The organism is Streptomyces sp. NPDC052701 (assembly GCF_040678355.1).
Taxonomy (GTDB): domain Bacteria; phylum Actinomycetota; class Actinomycetes; order Streptomycetales; family Streptomycetaceae; genus Streptomyces.
The window spans coordinates 1-17,404 of sequence record NZ_JBFATO010000042.1 but is presented as its reverse complement, the minus strand read 5'-3'; the positions used below and the strand labels follow the sequence as shown (position 1 = coordinate 17,404).

Sequence of the window (17,404 nt, the reverse complement as noted above, 5' to 3'; positions counted from 1 at the left end):
GCCGACGCCCCCGCGGGAAGGCGGCTTCGGCCGTGACCGCCGTCCGGGCGACCGCCGCCGGCGTCCCCACCGGGGCCGGCTCACGCCCGTGACGGACCGTCATCCGCCCACCGGGGATGCGGGATCCGCCTCCGGACCGCCCCGGCCCGTTGTTACGGTGCACCGGTGTCCGACTCTTCACGCGATACCGCCGAGGGTGCCGGCTGGGGCACCTCCGAACCCGGCTCGTACCGGCGGCTGGTGCCGCCCAGGAGCGGAAGGATCTCCTGGCTGGACCCCCGGCTCCTGTGGGCCGCCCGCAACGGCGTGCTGGCCTCCTGGTTCGGGGACCCCACCGGCCGCACCCGCAGCCGCTGGGTGGCCCGGCGGGAGGCCGCCGGCGCGCCCGCCGACAAGGTGATCCGGCGCACCGACCCGGACCGGTTCTCCTTCCTGGTCGTCGGCGACACCGGGGAGGGCGGCGACCCGCAGTACGCCGTGGTGCCGGGGTTGCTGGAGGTGGGGCGGGACACCAGCTTCGCCGTCCTCGCCAGCGACGTCGTCTACCCGGTGGGCGCCGCCGACGACTACGGCCCCAAGTTCTTCCGCCCCTACCGGGACTACCGGGCGCCGATCTACGCGGTCCCCGGCAACCACGACTGGTACGAGGACCTCGGCGGCTTCATGCGCGTCTTCTGCGGCGACGCCCCGCCCCTGCCGCCCGGGCCCGCGCCGCGTCCCCTCACCCGGGCCTGGCTGCGGTCGCTGCTGTGGCACCGCCCGGATCCGGCCGACGGGCAACGGCTGGCCGAGGCACGCGCGTTGCGCTCCGACCCCGCCCAACAGGCGGTCCAGCCCGGCCCGTACTGGGCGATCGACGCCGGACCGGTGCGGATCGTCGGCATCGACACGGGCCTGCTGGGCACCGTCGACGCCGAGCAGGGCGCGTGGCTGCGCGAGGTCTCCCGGGGACCGCGCCCGAAGATCCTGATCACCGGCTCGCCCCTGTACGTGGACGGCCGGCACGAGCCGTGCCCGATCGAGGGGGGCGGCACCGTCGACGAGATCGTCCGCGCCCCGGCCCACCACTACGTGGCCGCGATCGGCGGCGACATCCACAACTACCAGCGTTATCCCGTGCGTCTGGAGGACGGCCGCGTCCTGCAGTACGTGGTCGCGGGCGGCGGCGGCGCGTTCATGCACGCCACCCACACCATTCCCCGGGTCTCGGTCGCGGGCGTCACCGAGCGGGACTTCCGCTGCTACCCGCTGCGCGGCGACTCCCTCGCCTTCTACAGCGGGCTCTACGGCCGCCGCCTGCGGCTGCGCCGCTTCTTCACGCTCACCGAGGCGGAGGCGACGGCCGTGATCGCCGAACGCCTCGGCATCCCGCCCACCCGCGCACCGGGCGCGCCCGCCCGGGTCACCCGGCGCGTCCGCCTGGTGGCCGGCCTGCTCGGCACCGCCCGCCGCCCCGACCGCGCCAGGCGGTTCCGGCTGCCGGTGCGCAAGATCTACACGCAGCTGTTCTCGCCGGGTTCGGCGACGTACAGCCCGCCGTTCTTCAAGTGCTTCCTGCGCCTGGACGTCGGTCCGCGGTCCGTCCGGCTGCGCTGCTACGCGGCCACCGGCAAGCGCGCCCAGGAGGTCGCCCCGCCGGTCGAGGACGAGGTGACCATCCCGCTGGCCTGACCCCTCCGGCGACGGGGCGGCACCGCCGTACGCCGTGGACCGCCGGGGCCGGGGGCGGCGGAAGGGCCCGGCGGGCCGCCGCCGCACCTCACCAGCGGCCCGGTTCGCTGCCGGTGACCGCCCGCGACGGCTCGCCGTCCACCCCGGCCGGCACGTCGCCGGCGAGCATCACCCGGTGCATGATCCGCGGATGGCCGAGGTGAGCGGTGTCGCCCGGCGCCAGGTGGATGGTGGCCCGGTTGTCCCAGAAGGCCACGCTGCCCGGCTCCCAGCGGAACCGGACCGTGTACTCGGGCCGGACCGCCTGCTCCAGCAGCATGTCCAGGACGGCGCGGCTCTCGGCGCGGGAGAGGCCGGTGATCTGCTCGACGTAGTAGCCGTTGACGAACAGCACCCGCTCCCCCGTCTCCGGGTGGACGCGCACCAGCGGGTGCACCGAGGCGACCTGGTGCCGGAGGAGGTGGCGGACGTAGGCGTCGTCGCCGGGCCGGGGCTGGTAACCGACGCCCAGCCGGTGCTCGGCGCGCAGCCCGTCGACGAACTCCCGCACCGGCCCGGACAGTCCGGCGTACGCCGCCGCCAGATTGGACCAGGTGGTGTCACCGCCGTACGGCGGGACGGTCTCGGCGCGCAGGATCGTCGCCGCGGGCGGGTCGACGCGGGCGCCGTGGTCGCAGTGCCAGCCGCGCAGCAGGGTGTGGCGGCGGCGGCTCAGCCACTCGTCGTGCTCCATGCCGAACCGGCCGCCCAGTTCCAGCCGGTCGGCGGTGGTCTCGATCTCGGGGACGTCCGGCGGCGAGGCCTTCCCGCGCCGGGGCAGCACGACCGGTTCGCCGAACCGGCGCGCGAACGCCACGTGCCCGGCGTGGTCCAGCCGCTGGTCGCGGAAGAACACCACCTTCCAGCGCAGCACCGCCGCCCTGATCGCGGCGGTCACGGCGTCGTCGAGGCCACCGGCCAGGTCGACGCCGGTGATCTCGGCTCCGATGTGCCCGGCGACCGGTCTCACGTCGATCCCCGCGGCCCGTTCCGTCCCCACGGCGATGCCCCTGTCCGTCGTCATGCGCGCACGCTCCGTCGGTCGTCCGCGCCGGCCCCGTCCGGACCGGCTCCCGCAAGGATCGTGACAGCGATCGCCGTAAGGGGCGACAGGGCCTTCGGGCGCGGCGTCCCCGCCGGCCGCCTCCCGGTCCGCCGCGTCCTGCGCCCGGCGCTCCTCAGGTGCGCCGGACCCGCTGCCTCACCGTCGCCTCGCGGCCACCGCGGTGCTCCCGAGCCGGAGCCGGGGCGCGGAAGCCGGGCCCGGTTCACCGGGGGACGGATCGCTCCCTCGTCATGGTCCTCCGGCACCGCGCGTGGAGTACGAGGCGGTGCTGCGGCACCTGCCCCGGGTGGAGCGGCGCGCCCCGCGGCCGGCCGGGCCGCGGCCGGGCGGCGGATCACGCGAGCGGCGGCGGCAGGGGCTGTTCCGCCCAGATCGTCTTGCCGCCGGTCGTCTGCCGGCTGCCCCAGCGCTGGGTGAGCTGGGCGACCAGCAGCAGTCCGCGGCCGCCCTCGTCGAAGGCGTGCGTCCGGCGCAGGTGCGGGGAGGTCGAACTGCCGTCGGAGACCTCGCAGATCAGCGTGCGGTCGCGGATGAGGCGCAGCTGGACGGGCGGTGCGCCGTACCGGATGGCGTTGGTGACCAGTTCGCTGACCACCAGTTCCGTCACGAACGCGGCCTCGTCCAGCCCCCAGGCGGACAGCTGTTCCATGGCGGCCTGCCGGGCGGTGGCCACCTCGGCCGGGTCCGACGGCACGTCCCAGGTGGCCACCCGGTCCGCGCCCAGCGCCCGGGTCCGGGCCAGCAGCAGCGCCACGTCGTCATCGGGCTCCTCGGGCAGGACGGCCTTCAGCACGGTGTCGCACAGGGCGTCCAGGGAGTCGGCGGGCGCGGTGAGCGCACGGCACAGCTCGTCCGTGGCGTGGTCGACGTCGCGGCCGCGGTCCTCGACCAGGCCGTCGGTGTAGAGGGCGATGACGGATCCCTCGGGCACCCGCAGGTCGGTCGCCTCGAACGGCAGGCCGCCGACGCCGAGCGGGGGACCCGCCAGCAGCGGGACGAGCCGGGCGGTGCCGTCGGGCAGCACGAGTGCGGGCGCGGGATGCCCGGCGGCGGCCGTGGTGAGACGGCGCGAGACCGGGTCGTAGACGGCGTACAGGCAGGTCGCGCCGAGTTCGGGCACCTCGTCGGCGCTGTCGTCGGTGGCGAGGTGGGTCACCAGGTCGTCGAGGTGGGTGAGCAGCTCGTCGGGCGGCAGGTCCACGTCCGCGAGGGTGCGCACGGCCGTGCACAGGCGGCCCATGGTCGCCGAGGAGGGGATGCCGTGGCCGACGACGTCCCCGACGACCAGGGCGACGCGGCTGCCCGACAGCGGGATCACGTCGAACCAGTCGCCGCCGATGCCGGCCGCCGAGGCGGTGGGCAGGTAGCGGTGGGCCACCTCCACCGCGGCCTGTCCGGGCAGGTCCCGGGGGAGCAGGCTGTGCTGCAGCGCGAGCGCGGTGGACCGCTCGCGGGCGAAGCGGCGGGCGTTGTCGATGCAGACGGCGGCCCGGCTGGCCAGTTCCTCGGCGAACACGGCGTCGTCCTCGCCGTAGTCGTCCGGCTGTCCGATGCGCACGGCCACGACGACGCCCAGCGTGGTGCCGCGCGCCCGCAGCGGCACCGCCATCATCGAGTGGGCGCCCCTGCGGTGGGGGCGCCCCTGCGGGGCCCGCGCGTCGCGGTCCGCGACCCACCGCATGAACGCCGGCTCGCCCGCCTGGCCGAGGATCACCCGGCCCTCCCGCATCGCCCGTGCGGGCGCCGAGTACGGCGGGTGGACGTCCGGCTCGCCCAGACGCACGGCCGCCTCGGGGGTGCCCTCGGTGGCGGAGCCGTGGGCCACCCGGCGCAGCACGACCTCCGCACCGGGCACCGGCGGCGGTTCCTCCGTCCCGAGGACCCAGTCGAGCAGGTCCACGCCGGCGAAGTCGGCGAACCGGGGCACCAGGATCCGGACCAGCTCCTCGGTGGTGCGCACCAGGTCCAGGGTGGTCCCGATGCCGGCCGCCGCCTCGTCGAGGAGGGCCAGCCGCTGCCGGGCCCAGTACTGCTCGGTGCTGTCGAACGCCGCCAGGGCGGTTCCCAGCAGCTCGCCGGAGGCGCCGCGCACCGGCCACATCTCGACGCTCCAGGCGTGCTCCCGGTTGAGGGCGGGGGCGTCCGTGAAGCTCTCGTAGCGGACCGGTCTGCCCGTCTCGACGACGTGGCGCAGGTGCCGGTCGAAGCCTCGGTTGTGCTCGGCGTCCTCCACGGTCCGCGGGAAGTGCCGGCCGAGCAGGGTTTCCTCGGACACCCCCATCACCCGGCAGGCCTCCTCGTTGAGCCGCAGGTAGCACTGGCGGGTGTCGAAGACGGACATGGACACGGACGCCTGCTGGAAGGCCCGCCCCGCCAGGCTCTCCTCGGCCTCGCCGGCCGGTTCGGCGGTGACCACGTACCCGTCGGGCCGGCCGGCCCCGCCGGTGACGGCGGACGCTCTCAGGCGGAGGGCCACGGGGGAACCGTCGCGGTGCCGCACCCTGACGGCGCCCGCCGTCGCGGGCGGCGTCCCGGGCGGCACGTCCTCGGCGAGCAGGTCCCGTACGGCCCGTCCCACGGCCTCCTCGGCCGGGTATCCCGTCAGCCGCCGGGCTCCCTCGCTCCACCCCGTCACGATGCCGCGGGCGTCGATGACGGCCACGGCGGAGGCGTGCTCCATGTCGTCCAGAATGATCCGGTCACGGCCCCGGTTCAACCGCACGCGAGCACCGGATCCGGATCGTCCGGGGAAAAGCCGGGCCGGCGTACGCGAGTCCGGGCCGGGTCCGGCCCCGCCGCTGCGCGTCCACCGCGCGAGCGGCACCGCGGGGGCGGGCGGGCGAAGGCCGCGGCCCTCTGCGGGGCGGAACGGCGCCGCCGGTCTCCGCCGGTCTCCGGCGGTCCGCCGCGGGACGGCGCCGGACGGTGAGCGGGCGGAGCGGATGCGGGGCTCCGCCCCCTCACGGGTGGCGGCCGTAAGCGCCCGCGGTGGTGCCGGACGAGCGGCGGAAGACCTCGATGAACGCGCTGCGGGGGGGGTGGACCAGCCGCAGCGGTGGGCGACGGTGGTGACGGGCAGGCCGTCGGCCGGCATCCGCAGGGCGTGGTAGAGGCGCGTCTGAGTGCGCCACTGCGGGAACGTCATGCCGAGCTCCCGGCGCAACAGGCGGCTGAGGGTGCGTTCCCCCGCTCCGGTGGCGGCGAGCGTGCGCGGGTCGGCGGGCTGGCGGCTCCGGCCGTGGGGGCGCTGGCCGACGCCACGTCCCTGCGCACGGCTCCGCTCCCGCTGGTCGCGCTGCCCGCGGTGGGCGGGCTGCTGCTGTGCGGCCTGCGCGAGCCCGCACCCCCGCGGGTGCCCGCGAGGGCCCGGTGAGGCGGGTCAGGCGGGGTCCGCCGGCGCGGCGGACCGGGGCTCGGTCTCCTCGTCGGCCGAGTGGGCCAGGAAATCGTCGACCATGCGGTGGAAGAGCGTGGCGAGCTGCCGCAGCTCCCCGGGCGACCAGCCGGCCAGGGCCGCCTGCATACCCCGGGCCCCGGCCTCCCGGACCCGGGCGATGGCCTGCCGGCCGGTCTCGGTGAGTTCGATGCGCTGGGCGCGGCGGTCGTCGGGGTCGGGGACCCGGCTGACGTAGCCGGACTTCTGCAGCTGCTGCACCGTGCGGGTGACGTGCGAGGCCTCCACGCCCAGCCGGGCGGCCAGCTCCCCCGGGCGCTGCGGCTCGCAGTCGGCGATCTGCCGCAGCAGGGCGACGGCGGCCCGGTCGAGCGGCACCCCCGCCAGGGCCATCAGCCGCTCGTGCTGGCGGGTGCGCGTGCTCAGGTACGTGATGCGGGTGAGCGCGCGCTCGATCTCGATCACTTCCGGGGACGCGGAACCCTCGGGGAGCGGTGGTGTGGGCATACGGCGACTTTACCATCTCGTTGCCTAACTCAAGCTTCTGCCTCCGCCGCTCCCGCCCTCCCCCGCCGCCCCGCCTGCCTCCGGCTGTTGGGCTGCCCTTCACCATCGGGACGCCCGCACCCTCTTGGCATGGACGCGTTCAATCGGGAAGCTGAACTCCCCCGCTCCCCAAAGCCGTTGGGCTGCGCCCGGAACAAGAGGAGGACGCAGTGTCGTCGAGTACGTCCACAACCCGTCGCAGGAGATGGCTCACCGGTCTGGCCGGTGCCGCCGCCCTCGTCGTCGCCTTCCCCGCCACCGCGTTCGCCGCACCGCCCCCGGCGCTGCCCGCCGACGCCGACGCGCTGGAGCAGACGTACCAGCCCGCCTACGACTACGACACCGACGGCTGCTACGCCACGCCCGCCATCGGCCCGGACGGCACGGTCAACGCCGGGCTCAACCCGACCGGCGCCCTCAACGGCAACTGCCGCGACGCCTCGGACCTCGACAACACCAACGGCTACGCGCGCGCCAAGTGCAACAACGGCTGGTGCGCCGTCGTGTACGCCCTGTACTTCGAGAAGGACCAGGCACTGCCCGGCAGCAGCATCGGCGGTCACCGCCACGACTGGGAGCACGTCGTGGTGTGGGTGCAGAACAACACGGTGCAGTACGTCTCGACGTCCAACCACGGCTCGTTCACCGTGCACGCCCGGTCCTCGGTCCGCTTCGACGGCACGCACCCGAAGGTCGTCTACCACAAGGACGGCATCAGCACGCACTGCTTCCGCCTGGCCGGCGCGAACGACGAACCGCCGGAGAACCACGAGCGCACCTGGCAGTACCCGCCGCTGGTCGGCTGGAACGGCTACCCCGCGGGAATCCGCGAGAAGCTGACCTCGTACAACTTCGGCAGCGCCAACTTCGGCCTGAAGGACGGCAGTTTCGCCTCCCACCTGGCGTCGGCGAAGCCGTCCGGCATCGCGTTCGACCCGAACGCCTGACGCCCGCCGGACTCCGGCCGCGGACCAGGACTGCGACGACAGGCCCTAGGTCCCCGGCCGGGGCCGGTTTCCGCCCCCCGTCCGATCCGCGGCCGTGCCGCCGCCGCATAACGTCCCCGGCATGAACAGCCACGACACGAGCGGGACGCTCGAGGAAGCCCTGGAACGGCTGCACGCCGCGGGGCCGGAGCGGCTCGGCCGGCTCACCAACCACGCGCCGATGGTCGTCGAGTCGCTCGCCGCCCGCGGGCGGGCGGGGGCGGTGCACCGCTGGCTGGACCTCTACCGGCCCCGGCTGGAGGACTTCCCCACCCCGGTGGCCCCCGTCACCGACGCCGACTGGGCGCAGGCGCTGGGCGACCCGCGCCGGGCGGCGGACTGGATCGCGTACTTCTCCCGCGCCCTGGCCGAGCGGCCGTGGCGCACCGTCCTCGCCACCTGGTGGCCCCGCCTGCTGCCCGGCATGTACGGGGGTTCCACGCACCCGGTCATCCGGGTCGGCCACGCCGTACGCGCCCTGGAGGCCGGTGAGAACGCGCCGCGGCTGACCGAGCTCGCGCACGGCCTGGGCTACTGGGCGGCCCGGCACCGTCCCGTGTCCGGCATCGACCCGCTGCCCGCCGCGCCGACGGCGGCGGGCTCCCTGGACGCCGTCGTCCCGCTGCGCCACCCGCGGGGCGGCTTTCCCGACCGGCTGGCCGCCGTGCGCCGGCTGCCGCGGTGGGCGGCCGGCGTGAGCGACCCGGACACGGCCCGCGCCCGGCTCACCGAACTGGTGCGGGCCGCGACCCACCGCTACGTCACCCACGGCCACGGCGAGCCGACCATGCTGGTGCACGCGGCGACCGCCCCCAACGCCGTCCTGCGCGCCCTGGGATCGCTCCCCCGGGCGCTGTGGGCGCCGAGCCTGCACGCGGCGTGGACGGCGTCCGCCGCGGTCACCGCGATGTACGCCCCCGCCGGGCCCGTCGCGTACGCCCCGTCCGCCCGCCCGACGCCCGAGGAGGTGCTGGAGCGTGCCCTGGCCCACGGCGACGAGCACGTCGTCAAGCTCACCGACACCGCCCTCGACGTCGGCGACGACCGGGCCCTCGCCGCGGCGCTGCGCGCGGCGGAGCTGAGCGAACCGCTCGCCTGAACCCCGGCGCGCACTCCGTGGCCGGCGGCGGCGACGGCGATGGCGACCGCGTCCACATCCACGTGGGCACGCGGATCGGCGCACCGCCCGCGTCCGGGGGGCCGTCGACCGGTACCGCACGGGCGCACTGCCGCGAAGGTCTATCGTGTCCGCATGCCGGCCCCCGAACTGATTCGCATCGTCTCCCGCGACTCGCCGATGGCGCTCGCCCAAGTGGAGCGCGTCCGGGCCGAGTTGGCCGCCCTCCATCCCGGTGTGCGCACCGAGGTCGTCCCGGTGAGGACGACCGGGGACAAGTGGATGGGCGATCTGTCGAAGGTGGAGGGCAAGGGCGCGTTCACCAAGGAGGTGGACGCCGCGCTGCTGGCCGACGAGGCCGATCTCGCGGTGCACTGCGTCAAGGACGTGCCCGCCGACCGGCCGCTGCCGGCGGGCACCGTGTTCGCCGCGTTCCTGGAGCGCGACGACATCCGGGACGCCCTCGTGCATCCGGGCGGGCTCACCCTGGACGAGCTCCCGGCCGGGACGAGGATCGGCACCTCCTCGGTGCGCCGGGTCGCGCAGCTGGCCGCCACCCACCCGCACCTGCGGTGCGTGCCGTTCCGCGGCAACGCCAACCGGCGTCTGGAGAAGCTGGCCGCGGGCGAGGCGGACGCGCTGCTGCTCGCGGTCTCCGGGCTGGAGCGCATCGGCCGCCCCGACGTGATCAGCGAGGTGCTCTCCCCCGAGACGATGATGCCGCCCATAGGGGCGGGCATCCTCGCCCTGCAGTGCCGCGAGGACGACACCGACGTGATCGACGCGGTCGGCCCCCTCGGCCATCCCGGCACCCACCGGGAGGCCACCGCCGAGCGCATGTTCCTGCACGTGCTGCAGGGGCACTGCAACAGCCCGATCGCCGGTTACGCCCGCGTGGACCGCGGTGGCGAACTGTCCCTGCGGGCCTGTGTCTTCACACCGGACGGCAAGATCCGTCTGAACGCCCACGAATGGGCGGGCCGGCTGGACCCGGCCACCCTGGGGACGTCGGTCGCCGTGGCCCTGCTGCGCCAGGGCGCCCGCGAGATCATCGACGGCATCCCGCACTGACACGGCGCCGGAGGGTGCCCGGGCGCGCCGCCCGGGCACCTATGCGGTGCCCTCCTCCGCCTGGTCCCGCAGGAAGACGCTCACCTGGTGGGCGAGGCTCTCCCGCCCCGCCCCCTGCTGGGCTCCCGCCGTCGCCTCGTGCACCCCGATGCCGCCCGCCCACAGCCGCCGGTCGGTCCACTCCTCGTCGACGCGCAGCTGGACCTGGACGTCCACCTGGCTCAGGAACGCCTCCGGACCGGCCGCGTAGAGCACGGCGGTGGCCCGGCGCAGCGGGTAGACGTCGAAGCCCTCGATGAACTGCGAGTTGCGCCAGTCGAGAAAGGCGCTCTCGCCGTCGGGCCCGATCCGCACGTCGATCTGACCGTCCTCCAGGTGGATGCCGAAGTGCCGGCCGCCGCGGTTCTCGACGGTCACCCGGACACTGAAGTACGTCTGCCCCTCGGCGGCGTCGTCACGTCCGCGCGGCGGCTCGGCGAGTTCCAGACGGTGCACGCGGACCCGCAGACCGGCATGCTCGTCGTACTCCTGCCAGTCCCCGACCACGTTCGGCTCGTACACAGTGCACCTCTCGACTTCCGGAAGCTGCTTCCTATCTGTGCGCTCAGGGCGCTGTCAAATGAGCAGAATGCGCTGTGGCCAGGCAGTTCATCCCTTTTGATCGTTGATCAAGCCGTGCGCAGCGGGAATCCGGGCCGGGAGCGCCGAAACGGCCCGCCCGGGCGTGCCGCACATCACGTTCCCCGTCATGATCAGCGGGGCGACCGGCCGGAAGGCGACCGAGGCGGGCCGGACACCGCGGGCGGCCGCCGGAGCCCTGGGACCCCGCGCCCGGATTTCACGCCGTGAATTTCATCGTTTTCAGAGCGTGCGCGCCGCGGTGTGAATTCCCGGCAATGCGTTCCACGGCGCAGAAGCACTCGATCGCATTCCGTCACCGCATTCAGGTAATTGTTTCGCCGCCGCCGCGCACGGGAATGGGCAATTCAGTGCTTCGGACAGGAGGCACGTCCGTGGGAACCGGCCCGCCCGGCCCCGGCGTCCTCCGCCCGGTCCGAGTCGGCGCCTTCCCGCGGGGTCTGTCCCGTCAGCACCTGCTCAGGGAGGTGCGCATCATGCGTATCGCCGGCAGCACCAAACCGCACCCCCACGACGACGCCCCGGACACCGCGGAGGCGTTCGCACGTCTCGCGGGGCTGCCCGAGGGACCGCAGCGCAAGGCCCTGCGCGACGAGCTGGTCGAGGCCTGGCTGCCGATGGCCGAGCGGATCGCCGTCCGCTTCCGGGGCCGCGGCGAGGCGCTGGAGGACCTGTACCAGGTGGCGGCCCTGGGCCTGGTCAAGGCCGTCGACCACTACGACCCGTCCCGGGGCCACGCCTTCGAGGCGTACGCCGTCCCCACGATCACGGGCGAGATCAAGCGCCACTTCCGCGACCACATGTGGACGCTGCACGTCCCGCGCCGGGTCCAGGACCTGCGCAACCGGGTGCGGCAGGCCGCCAAGGAGCTGTCCCAGACCACCCCGGGCCGGCCCCCGACGGTGGCCGAGATCGCCGGGTACGCGCACCTGAGCGAGAGCGAGGTGCGCACCGGGATGGAGGCGCTGGAGTGCTTCTCCGCGCTGTCGCTGGAGGCGGAGATGCCCGGGACGGACGGCTACGCCCTCGGGGACGCGATCGGCGGTCCGGATCCGGCCTTCGAGACCGTCGTCGACCGGGTCGCCGTCAAGCCCTGCCTCGAGGCGCTTCCCGAGCGCGAGCGGGTCATCCTCTACCTGCGGTTCTTCCGGGGCATGACGCAGAGCGGCATCGCGGAGCAGCTCGGCATCTCGCAGATGCACGTCTCCCGCCTGCTCAGCAGTTGCTTCGCCCACCTGCGGGAGGAGCTGCTCGCCGAGATGCGCTGAGCGCGGGCGCGGGGCCGCGCGCCGCCGGCCGGGTCACCGCTGCGGCGGCGCGCCGGGGATCTGGGTGGGGCCGAACCGGTCCAGGGCGTCTTCCAGTTCGGCCCCGATCTGCGGGGGCATGACGCCGCTGCGCCCCCACAGGAGGATCAGTTCCGCGACGTTGCGCAGTTTGATGTTCGTGTGCTGGGAGACCTCCTTCAGCACCGCCCATCCCTCGTCCGGCGCAACCCGGCCGAGCGCGACGATCATCCCGATCGCCTGGTCCACTACGGCGTGGGAGACGACCGCCTCCTTCAGCTGCTGGATCTCCTCCTGCATCTGAAGGATCCGCTCCGAGTCCCCGTCCGTGGGCATGATGACCTCCCGGTCCGGCGCGCCGCGGCCATGCCGCCCCGGCGTGGTCCGCTCTGTCCATCGTCCTCACTCACCCCGCCCCGTGCCACCGGTGCGGGCCGGGGGGCGGCCCGGCGGCCCGTGCCGCGCCCGCCGCCGTTTCGGTGCCCTCGCCGGGGTACTCGGAAGGCACCCGGGGCGTTTCCGGTTGGACACTGGTGTCACCCTCCGGTGGCTGCCGGCCGACGAGACCAGGACGCGACTGCCATGAAACACGACACGCCCTCCCCCTCCGGTGCGACGAACCGCATCTCCACGCACTCCGTCTTCGGAGCGCCCTGCTGGGTGACGCTGACCAGCCGGGACCTCAAGGCGACCGAGGAGTTCTACGGGGCCGTGCTGGGCTGGCAGTGGCGCCAGGCCCGGCTCGGCGACCGGTTCCGGATCGCGCTGGCGGACGGCTCGCCGGTGGCGGGCATCGCCGAGGTCGCGACCATGTACCAGATGGCGGTGGCGTGGACGCCCTACTTCGCCGTGCCCAGTGCGGACGACGCGGTGGGCCGGGTGCAGGAGCGCATGGGCACGGTCGCGGTCGGGCCGATCTCCCTGCCGCCCGGGCGCGCGGCGCTGCTCGCCGACCGGGACGGGGCGACCTTCGGGATCTGGGAGGGCGAGCTGTTCACCGACTGGGAGACCTGGCGGCGCGCGCAGCCGGTCTTCATCACGCTCCACACGCGCGACGCCTTCGACGCCGCCATCTTCTACGGCGAGGTCCTGGACTGGGCGTCGGGGCGGCCCGGCTGCTGCGAGGTCCAGTACGAGGGCGACGAGGTGGTGCTGCGCAGCCGCGGGGACGTGGTGGCGCGCATCGAGTCGGGGGCGCTGGAGGCGGCCCCCGATCCCGCCGTCCGCCCGCACTGGCAGGTCCACTTCACCGTGGAGGACGTCTCGGCCTGCACCCGGGCGGCGGAGCTGCACGGCGGCGGCGTCCTGTCCAAGGGCAGCGACGAGGCGGTGCTCCGCGACCCGGACGGCGCCCAGTTCACGGTGACCTCGCGGCGCGACCGCTGAGCCGTCCCGGCGCCGGCCGCGCAGCCGCCCCCGGCACGGCCGCGGGCCCGCCCCGCCCGGTTCCGGCCCTCGGTGCGCGTGAAGCACGGCGGTCGCCGCGCCGCGTACGGGTCCCCTCCCCCGGCCCCGCAGCGGCCGGGGGAGAGCGCGCCCCGGGGCCCGGGCACCGCGTGGGGTCCCACGCCGAGCAGCCCGGCGCCGGCGGGCCCGGGCCCGCCGCCTCCTCGCACGCCCTCTCCCCGCCTCACCGGGCCGTGCGGGACGGCCGGGACAGCAGCACCAGGCTGCGGGCGTCGACGGTCAGCCGCGTGCCCGCCTTGTGCTCCGACTCGTCGGGGGTGGTCTCCGGGGCGGCGGTGTCGATCAGTGCCGTCCAGCGCTCGCCGTAGGCGGCGTCCGGCAGGCGGAAGTCCACCGGCTCCCAGTGACTGTTGAGCAGCAGCAGGAAGGAGTCGTCGATCACGGGCCGGCCGCGCGGGTCGGGTTCGGCGATGGCGTCGCCGTTGAGGAAGACGCCGACGGCGTGCGCGTCGGCGCGCTGCCAGTCGTCGTCGGTCATCTCCCGGGCGTCCGGCGCCAGCCACACCAGGTCCGGCAGCGGCTGGCCGGCGTGGGTGACGGTCTCGCCGCGGAAGTAGCGGCGCCGGCGCAGGACGGGGTGGGCGGTCCGCAGCGCGATGACGTACCGGGTGAAGTCCAGCAGGGCGCGCTGCTCGTCGCTCAGCCGCCAGTCGATCCAGGAGATCTCGTTGTCCTGGCAGTAGGCGTTGTTGTTGCCGCGCTGGGTGCGGCCGAGTTCGTCGCCGTGGCAGAGCATCGGGATGCCCTGCGACAGCAGCAGGGTGGCGATGAGGTTGCGCTGCTGACGGGCGCGCAGCTCCAGCACGGCCGCGTCGTCCGTCTCGCCCTCGACGCCGCAGTTCCAGGAGCGGTTGGTGCTCTCGCCGTCCTGGTTGCCCTCGCCGTTGGCCTCGTTGTGCTTGTCGTTGTACGAGACCAGGTCGCGCAGGGTGAAACCGTCGTGCGCGGTCACGAAGTTGACGCTGGCGCGGGGGCGGCGCCGCATGTGCGCGTACAGGTCGGACGAGCCGGTCAGCCGGGAGGCGAACTCCCCGAGCGTGTGCGGCTCGGTGCGCCAGAAGTCCCGGACGGCGTCCCGGTACATGCCGTTCCACTCCGACCACAGGGGCGGGAAGTTGCCCACCTGGTAGCCCCCCTCGCCGACGTCCCACGGCTCGGCGATCAGCTTGACGCGGCTGATCACCGGGTCCTGCTGGATGAGGTCGAAGAACGCCGACAGCCGGTCCACCTCGTGGAACTGCCGCGCCAGGGTCGCCGCCAGATCGAAGCGGAACCCGTCGACGTGCATCTCGGTGACCCAGTACCGCAGCGAGTCCATGATCAGCTGCAGTACGTAGGGGTGCCGCATCAGCAGGCTGTTGCCGGTGCCGGTGGTGTCGTAGTAGTGCTCCCAGTCGCCGTCCACCAGGCGGTAGTAGGAGGAGTTGTCGATGCCGCGGAAGGACAGGGTCGGACCCAGGTGGTTGCCCTCGGCGGTGTGGTTGTAGACCACGTCGAGGATCACCTCCAGTCCGGCCGCGTGGAGCGCCTTCACCATCGACTTGAACTCCGCGACCTGCCGGCCGCGCGTGCCGTGGGCGGCGTAGCCGTTGTGGGGGGCGAAGAAGCCGATCGTGTTGTAGCCCCAGTAGTTCGACAGGCCGCGGTCCCTCAGCACCCCGTCCTGGACGAACTGGTGCACCGGCATCAGCTCCACCGCCGTGACGCCGAGCGACCGGAGGTGCTCGACGACCGCGGGATGCGCCAGCCCGGCGTAGGTGCCGCGCAGCTCGGGAGGGACGTCGGGGTGCGTGCGGGTCAGGCCCTTGACGTGCGCCTCGTAGATCACCGTGTCCGCGTACGGCCGGCTGGGCCGGACGTCGCCGCCCCAGTCGAACGACGCGTCGGTGACCACGCCGAGCATGGTGTGCCCGGCGCTGTCGGCCGGGTCGGGGCCGTCCGGGTTCCGCTCGTACAGCGAGGGGTGGTTGTCGATCTGCCCGTCCACCGCCCTGGCGTACGGGTCGAGGAGCAGCTTGGCCGGGTTGCACCGGTGGCCCAGCGACGGGACCCACGGCCCGTGCACCCGGTAGCCGTAGCGCTGGCCGGGGCCCACGCCGGGCAGGTAGCCGTGCCAGACGAAGCCGTCGACCTCGGTGAGCGGCACCGGGGTGTGGCTGCCGTCGTCGTCGACGAGGACGAGTTCGACGCGTTCGGCGACCTCGCTGAACAGCGCGAAGTTGGTGCCCTCCCCGTCGTGGGAGGCACCGAGCGGATAGGGGTGCCCGCTCCAGGCGGACACCCCCTTCCGGGTCCGGGCCCGCCGGGTCACCGGGCCTCCTCCAGCGTGCCGTCCGACGTGCTCGTGGAACCGGCAAGCCGGGTGACCGGTACCTCGCGGGGCACGTCGAGGCCCTCGCGCAGGTTCGGGGCCGGGGTGGTCGGCACCAGCGGTTCGCGTTCGCCGGCGCGGGCGCGCTGCGAGAACCAGATGACCTTGCTGCCGGTCTCGGTGGCGCAGCAGCCCCAGCCGTCGCTCATCGCGGCGAGGTGTTCCAGGCAACCGCGCAGTTCCTGGTCCGGGCGCAGGGCGCGGTCGTTGTCACCGATGGCGGTGATGAGGTGCTGGCCGTTCCACCACATCTCGATCGAGGTGTTCCTGTCCTTGGCGTGCTCGACGATGGCCTCGAGCAGCATCCCGACGCCGCGGCAGACGGGTTCCACCAGGTTCTCCAGGTCCCAGAACCTCAGGTGAGCGGCCAGAATGCGGCTGACCTGTCCCACCCGTTGCGGGCTGACTTCCACGTCGAGGTGGTAGTAGCAGGGCACTGCGGTCTTCATCGGTTGGCTCCTCACCGCGAAGCCCCGGTCCTTCTCGCCCCTGCGGGACGAGCCCCGTGCACGGACCGTGAGCAGTCATCGCTTCTGAGTCACACTCAGCCTGAGGGCGGTAGTCCATTCGTGCAACACGAGCGCACACCTGAGGCGGGGAGCACTCCGGCGAGCACCGAAATTCGTTGAAGAACCAACAAGACGCTGCGTCGCCGAACGTGCACCATGTGTGAGAACTCGATCGCCGTTACGGGGGTCCGTGCCGCTGTGCGCACGGCCGCCGCCCGACCGTCGGGAGAACCTGCCCCCTCGAGCCCGAAAGGTGGAACGGCGCCATGCTGCTACCCGCCAGAGCCGAAGTCGCCCGGCAGTTGCGGCGTTACCGGGCCTGGGAACGCGTGATGCTCGCCGCGCCCGCCGACCGCGCGGTGCGTGCGACCTTCGAGGACTCCGGCCACACCCTCTGTGCGCTGATGGGCAAGCGCTGCGCGCGGGAGGCGGCGGACGCGGCCGAGCGGTACCTGCGCACGAACGCCGTCACCTGTCCGCAGGAAGCCCGGCCGCGGGAGGCCCGGCCGCAGGGGGCGCGTCTCCGGGAGGCACGGCCGCAGGAGGCACGGCCGCAGGAGCAGAAGGAACGGGGCCGGCCGGCCGGTGCGGTCCGGCGCAGCCCCCCGGTGGCGGACCGGCGTTCCCCGGCGGGGAGGTAGCGGCCTTCCGAGCAAGCGTGGCCCCCCTGACCGGGTCCTCAGCCCGGTTCCGAGCACGGCGGAGGTGAAGATCCATGAAGACGACCCGGGCCATCGGCCGGATCCCGGTGCGGGACGTGCGGCCGGCCGTGGAGTGCGGCCGGCGGCCGGCCAAGGCGGTCGTGGGAGAGACGTTCGAGGTCACCGCCACCGTGTTCCGCGAGGGGCACGACGCGGTGGCCGCCCACGTCGTCCTGAAGGACCCGGAGGGCCGGCCCCGGCCGTGGACGCCGATGCGGGAGCTGGCTCCCGGCACGGACCGGTGGGGCGCCGAGATCACCGCCGACGGCACGGGTCTGTGGACGTACCGCGTGGAGGCCTGGGGCGACCCGGTCGCCACCTGGCGGCACCACGCGCAGATCAAGATCCCGGCCGGGATGGACACGGAGGTCGTCCTGGAGGAGGGCGCCGAACTGTACGAGCGGGCCGCCGCCGGGATCCCGGTGGAGGCCGGACGTGCGGTGGTGCTGGCCGCGGTGGCGGCGTTGCGGGACGAGGGGCGTGCGGCGGCGGCGCGGCTGGCGGCGGCGCTGACCCCGCGGGTGGACGAGGTGCTGGCCCG

16 protein-coding genes and 1 pseudogene are annotated in these 17,404 nt (G+C 74.3%); 9 read left to right on the top strand and 8 right to left on the bottom strand.

What is annotated here, in order from left to right; genetic code table 11:
- Positions 1 to 165 precede the first annotated feature (165 nt).
- On the top strand, positions 166 to 1,671 hold the full coding sequence (locus tag AB0L29_RS31280) for a metallophosphoesterase (RefSeq protein ID WP_365831956.1): 1,506 nt from the start codon (positions 166 to 168) through the stop codon (positions 1,669 to 1,671).
- 88 nt (positions 1,672 to 1,759) lie between these two features.
- On the opposite strand, the gene AB0L29_RS31275 is transcribed toward AB0L29_RS31280, so the two are convergent.
- From AB0L29_RS31275 to AB0L29_RS31265, 3 genes and pseudogenes are all read right to left on the bottom strand, one after another.
- Positions 1,760 to 2,734, bottom strand: coding sequence for a TauD/TfdA family dioxygenase (locus AB0L29_RS31275; protein WP_365831954.1), 975 nt, complete (start codon positions 2,732 to 2,734; stop codon positions 1,760 to 1,762).
- Between the two features lie 376 nt (positions 2,735 to 3,110).
- Positions 3,111 to 5,456 carry a SpoIIE family protein phosphatase gene (locus AB0L29_RS31270; protein ID WP_365832036.1) on the bottom strand — a complete coding sequence of 782 codons (2,346 nt, stop codon included), beginning with the start codon at positions 5,454 to 5,456 and terminating at the stop codon, positions 3,111 to 3,113.
- Between the two features lie 411 nt (positions 5,457 to 5,867).
- Positions 5,868 to 5,921 (bottom strand): annotated as a pseudogene (locus tag AB0L29_RS31265) (hypothetical protein); the annotation flags it as partial.
- Positions 5,922 to 6,014: 93 nt separating this feature from the next.
- On the opposite strand from AB0L29_RS31265, the gene AB0L29_RS31260 reads away from it, so the two are divergent.
- Positions 6,015 to 6,149 (top strand): hypothetical protein, encoded by a 135-nt coding sequence (locus AB0L29_RS31260; RefSeq protein WP_365831952.1) that lies wholly within the window; start codon positions 6,015 to 6,017, stop codon positions 6,147 to 6,149.
- A 6-nt stretch (positions 6,150 to 6,155) separates the two neighbouring features.
- Here the strand turns inward: AB0L29_RS31260 and AB0L29_RS31255 are convergent, their stop codons facing one another.
- Positions 6,156 to 6,677 (bottom strand): MarR family transcriptional regulator, encoded by a 522-nt coding sequence (locus AB0L29_RS31255; protein ID WP_365831950.1) that lies wholly within the window; start codon positions 6,675 to 6,677, stop codon positions 6,156 to 6,158.
- Positions 6,678 to 6,886: 209 nt separating this feature from the next.
- On the opposite strand from AB0L29_RS31255, the gene AB0L29_RS31250 reads away from it, so the two are divergent.
- The 3 genes from AB0L29_RS31250 (at position 6,887) to hemC (ending at position 9,890) form a co-directional block, all read left to right on the top strand.
- Positions 6,887 to 7,663, top strand: coding sequence for an NPP1 family protein (locus AB0L29_RS31250; RefSeq protein ID WP_365831949.1), 777 nt, complete (start codon positions 6,887 to 6,889; stop codon positions 7,661 to 7,663).
- A 121-nt stretch (positions 7,664 to 7,784) separates the two neighbouring features.
- Positions 7,785 to 8,801, top strand: coding sequence for a questin oxidase family protein (locus AB0L29_RS31245; protein WP_365831947.1), 1,017 nt, complete (start codon positions 7,785 to 7,787; stop codon positions 8,799 to 8,801).
- A gap of 153 nt (positions 8,802 to 8,954) precedes the next feature.
- On the top strand, positions 8,955 to 9,890 hold the full coding sequence (gene hemC / locus AB0L29_RS31240) for a hydroxymethylbilane synthase (RefSeq protein WP_365831945.1): 936 nt from the start codon (positions 8,955 to 8,957) through the stop codon (positions 9,888 to 9,890).
- Positions 9,891 to 9,929: 39 nt separating this feature from the next.
- On the opposite strand, the gene AB0L29_RS31235 is transcribed toward hemC, so the two are convergent.
- Positions 9,930 to 10,451, bottom strand: a complete 522-nt coding sequence (locus tag AB0L29_RS31235; protein WP_365831943.1) for a hypothetical protein — start codon at positions 10,449 to 10,451, stop codon at positions 9,930 to 9,932.
- A gap of 554 nt (positions 10,452 to 11,005) precedes the next feature.
- On the opposite strand from AB0L29_RS31235, the gene AB0L29_RS31230 reads away from it, so the two are divergent.
- Complete coding sequence (locus AB0L29_RS31230) at positions 11,006 to 11,797, top strand: RNA polymerase sigma factor SigF (RefSeq protein WP_365831941.1); 792 nt, start codon at positions 11,006 to 11,008, stop codon at positions 11,795 to 11,797.
- Between the two features lie 33 nt (positions 11,798 to 11,830).
- Here AB0L29_RS31230 and AB0L29_RS31225 read toward each other — a convergent pair whose 3' ends face one another.
- Complete coding sequence (locus AB0L29_RS31225) at positions 11,831 to 12,151, bottom strand: ANTAR domain-containing protein (protein WP_365831939.1); 321 nt, start codon at positions 12,149 to 12,151, stop codon at positions 11,831 to 11,833.
- A gap of 246 nt (positions 12,152 to 12,397) precedes the next feature.
- On the opposite strand from AB0L29_RS31225, the gene AB0L29_RS31220 reads away from it, so the two are divergent.
- A complete protein-coding gene (locus tag AB0L29_RS31220; protein ID WP_365831937.1) occupies positions 12,398 to 13,201 on the top strand; it encodes a VOC family protein in 804 nt (267 codons plus the stop codon).
- A 244-nt stretch (positions 13,202 to 13,445) separates the two neighbouring features.
- On the opposite strand, the gene glgX is transcribed toward AB0L29_RS31220, so the two are convergent.
- Positions 13,446 to 15,593 (bottom strand): glycogen debranching protein GlgX, encoded by a 2,148-nt coding sequence (gene glgX, locus AB0L29_RS31215; RefSeq protein WP_365831935.1) that lies wholly within the window; start codon positions 15,591 to 15,593, stop codon positions 13,446 to 13,448.
- Positions 15,590 to 16,102, bottom strand: coding sequence for a pep a2 (locus AB0L29_RS31210; RefSeq protein ID WP_365831933.1), 513 nt, complete (start codon positions 16,100 to 16,102; stop codon positions 15,590 to 15,592). Before AB0L29_RS31210 ends, glgX begins: the two co-directional genes overlap by 4 nt.
- Before the next feature lie 326 nt (positions 16,103 to 16,428).
- Here AB0L29_RS31210 and AB0L29_RS31205 point away from each other — a divergent pair, with 326 nt between their 5' ends.
- Both AB0L29_RS31205 and AB0L29_RS31200 read left to right on the top strand, forming a co-directional pair.
- Entirely contained in the window at positions 16,429 to 16,803 is a 375-nt protein-coding gene (locus AB0L29_RS31205; protein ID WP_365831931.1) for a DUF5133 domain-containing protein, read from the top strand.
- A 74-nt stretch (positions 16,804 to 16,877) separates the two neighbouring features.
- Positions 16,878 to 17,404 (top strand): maltotransferase domain-containing protein (locus AB0L29_RS31200; RefSeq protein ID WP_365831929.1); only part of this gene is annotated, 527 nt, incomplete at its 3' end.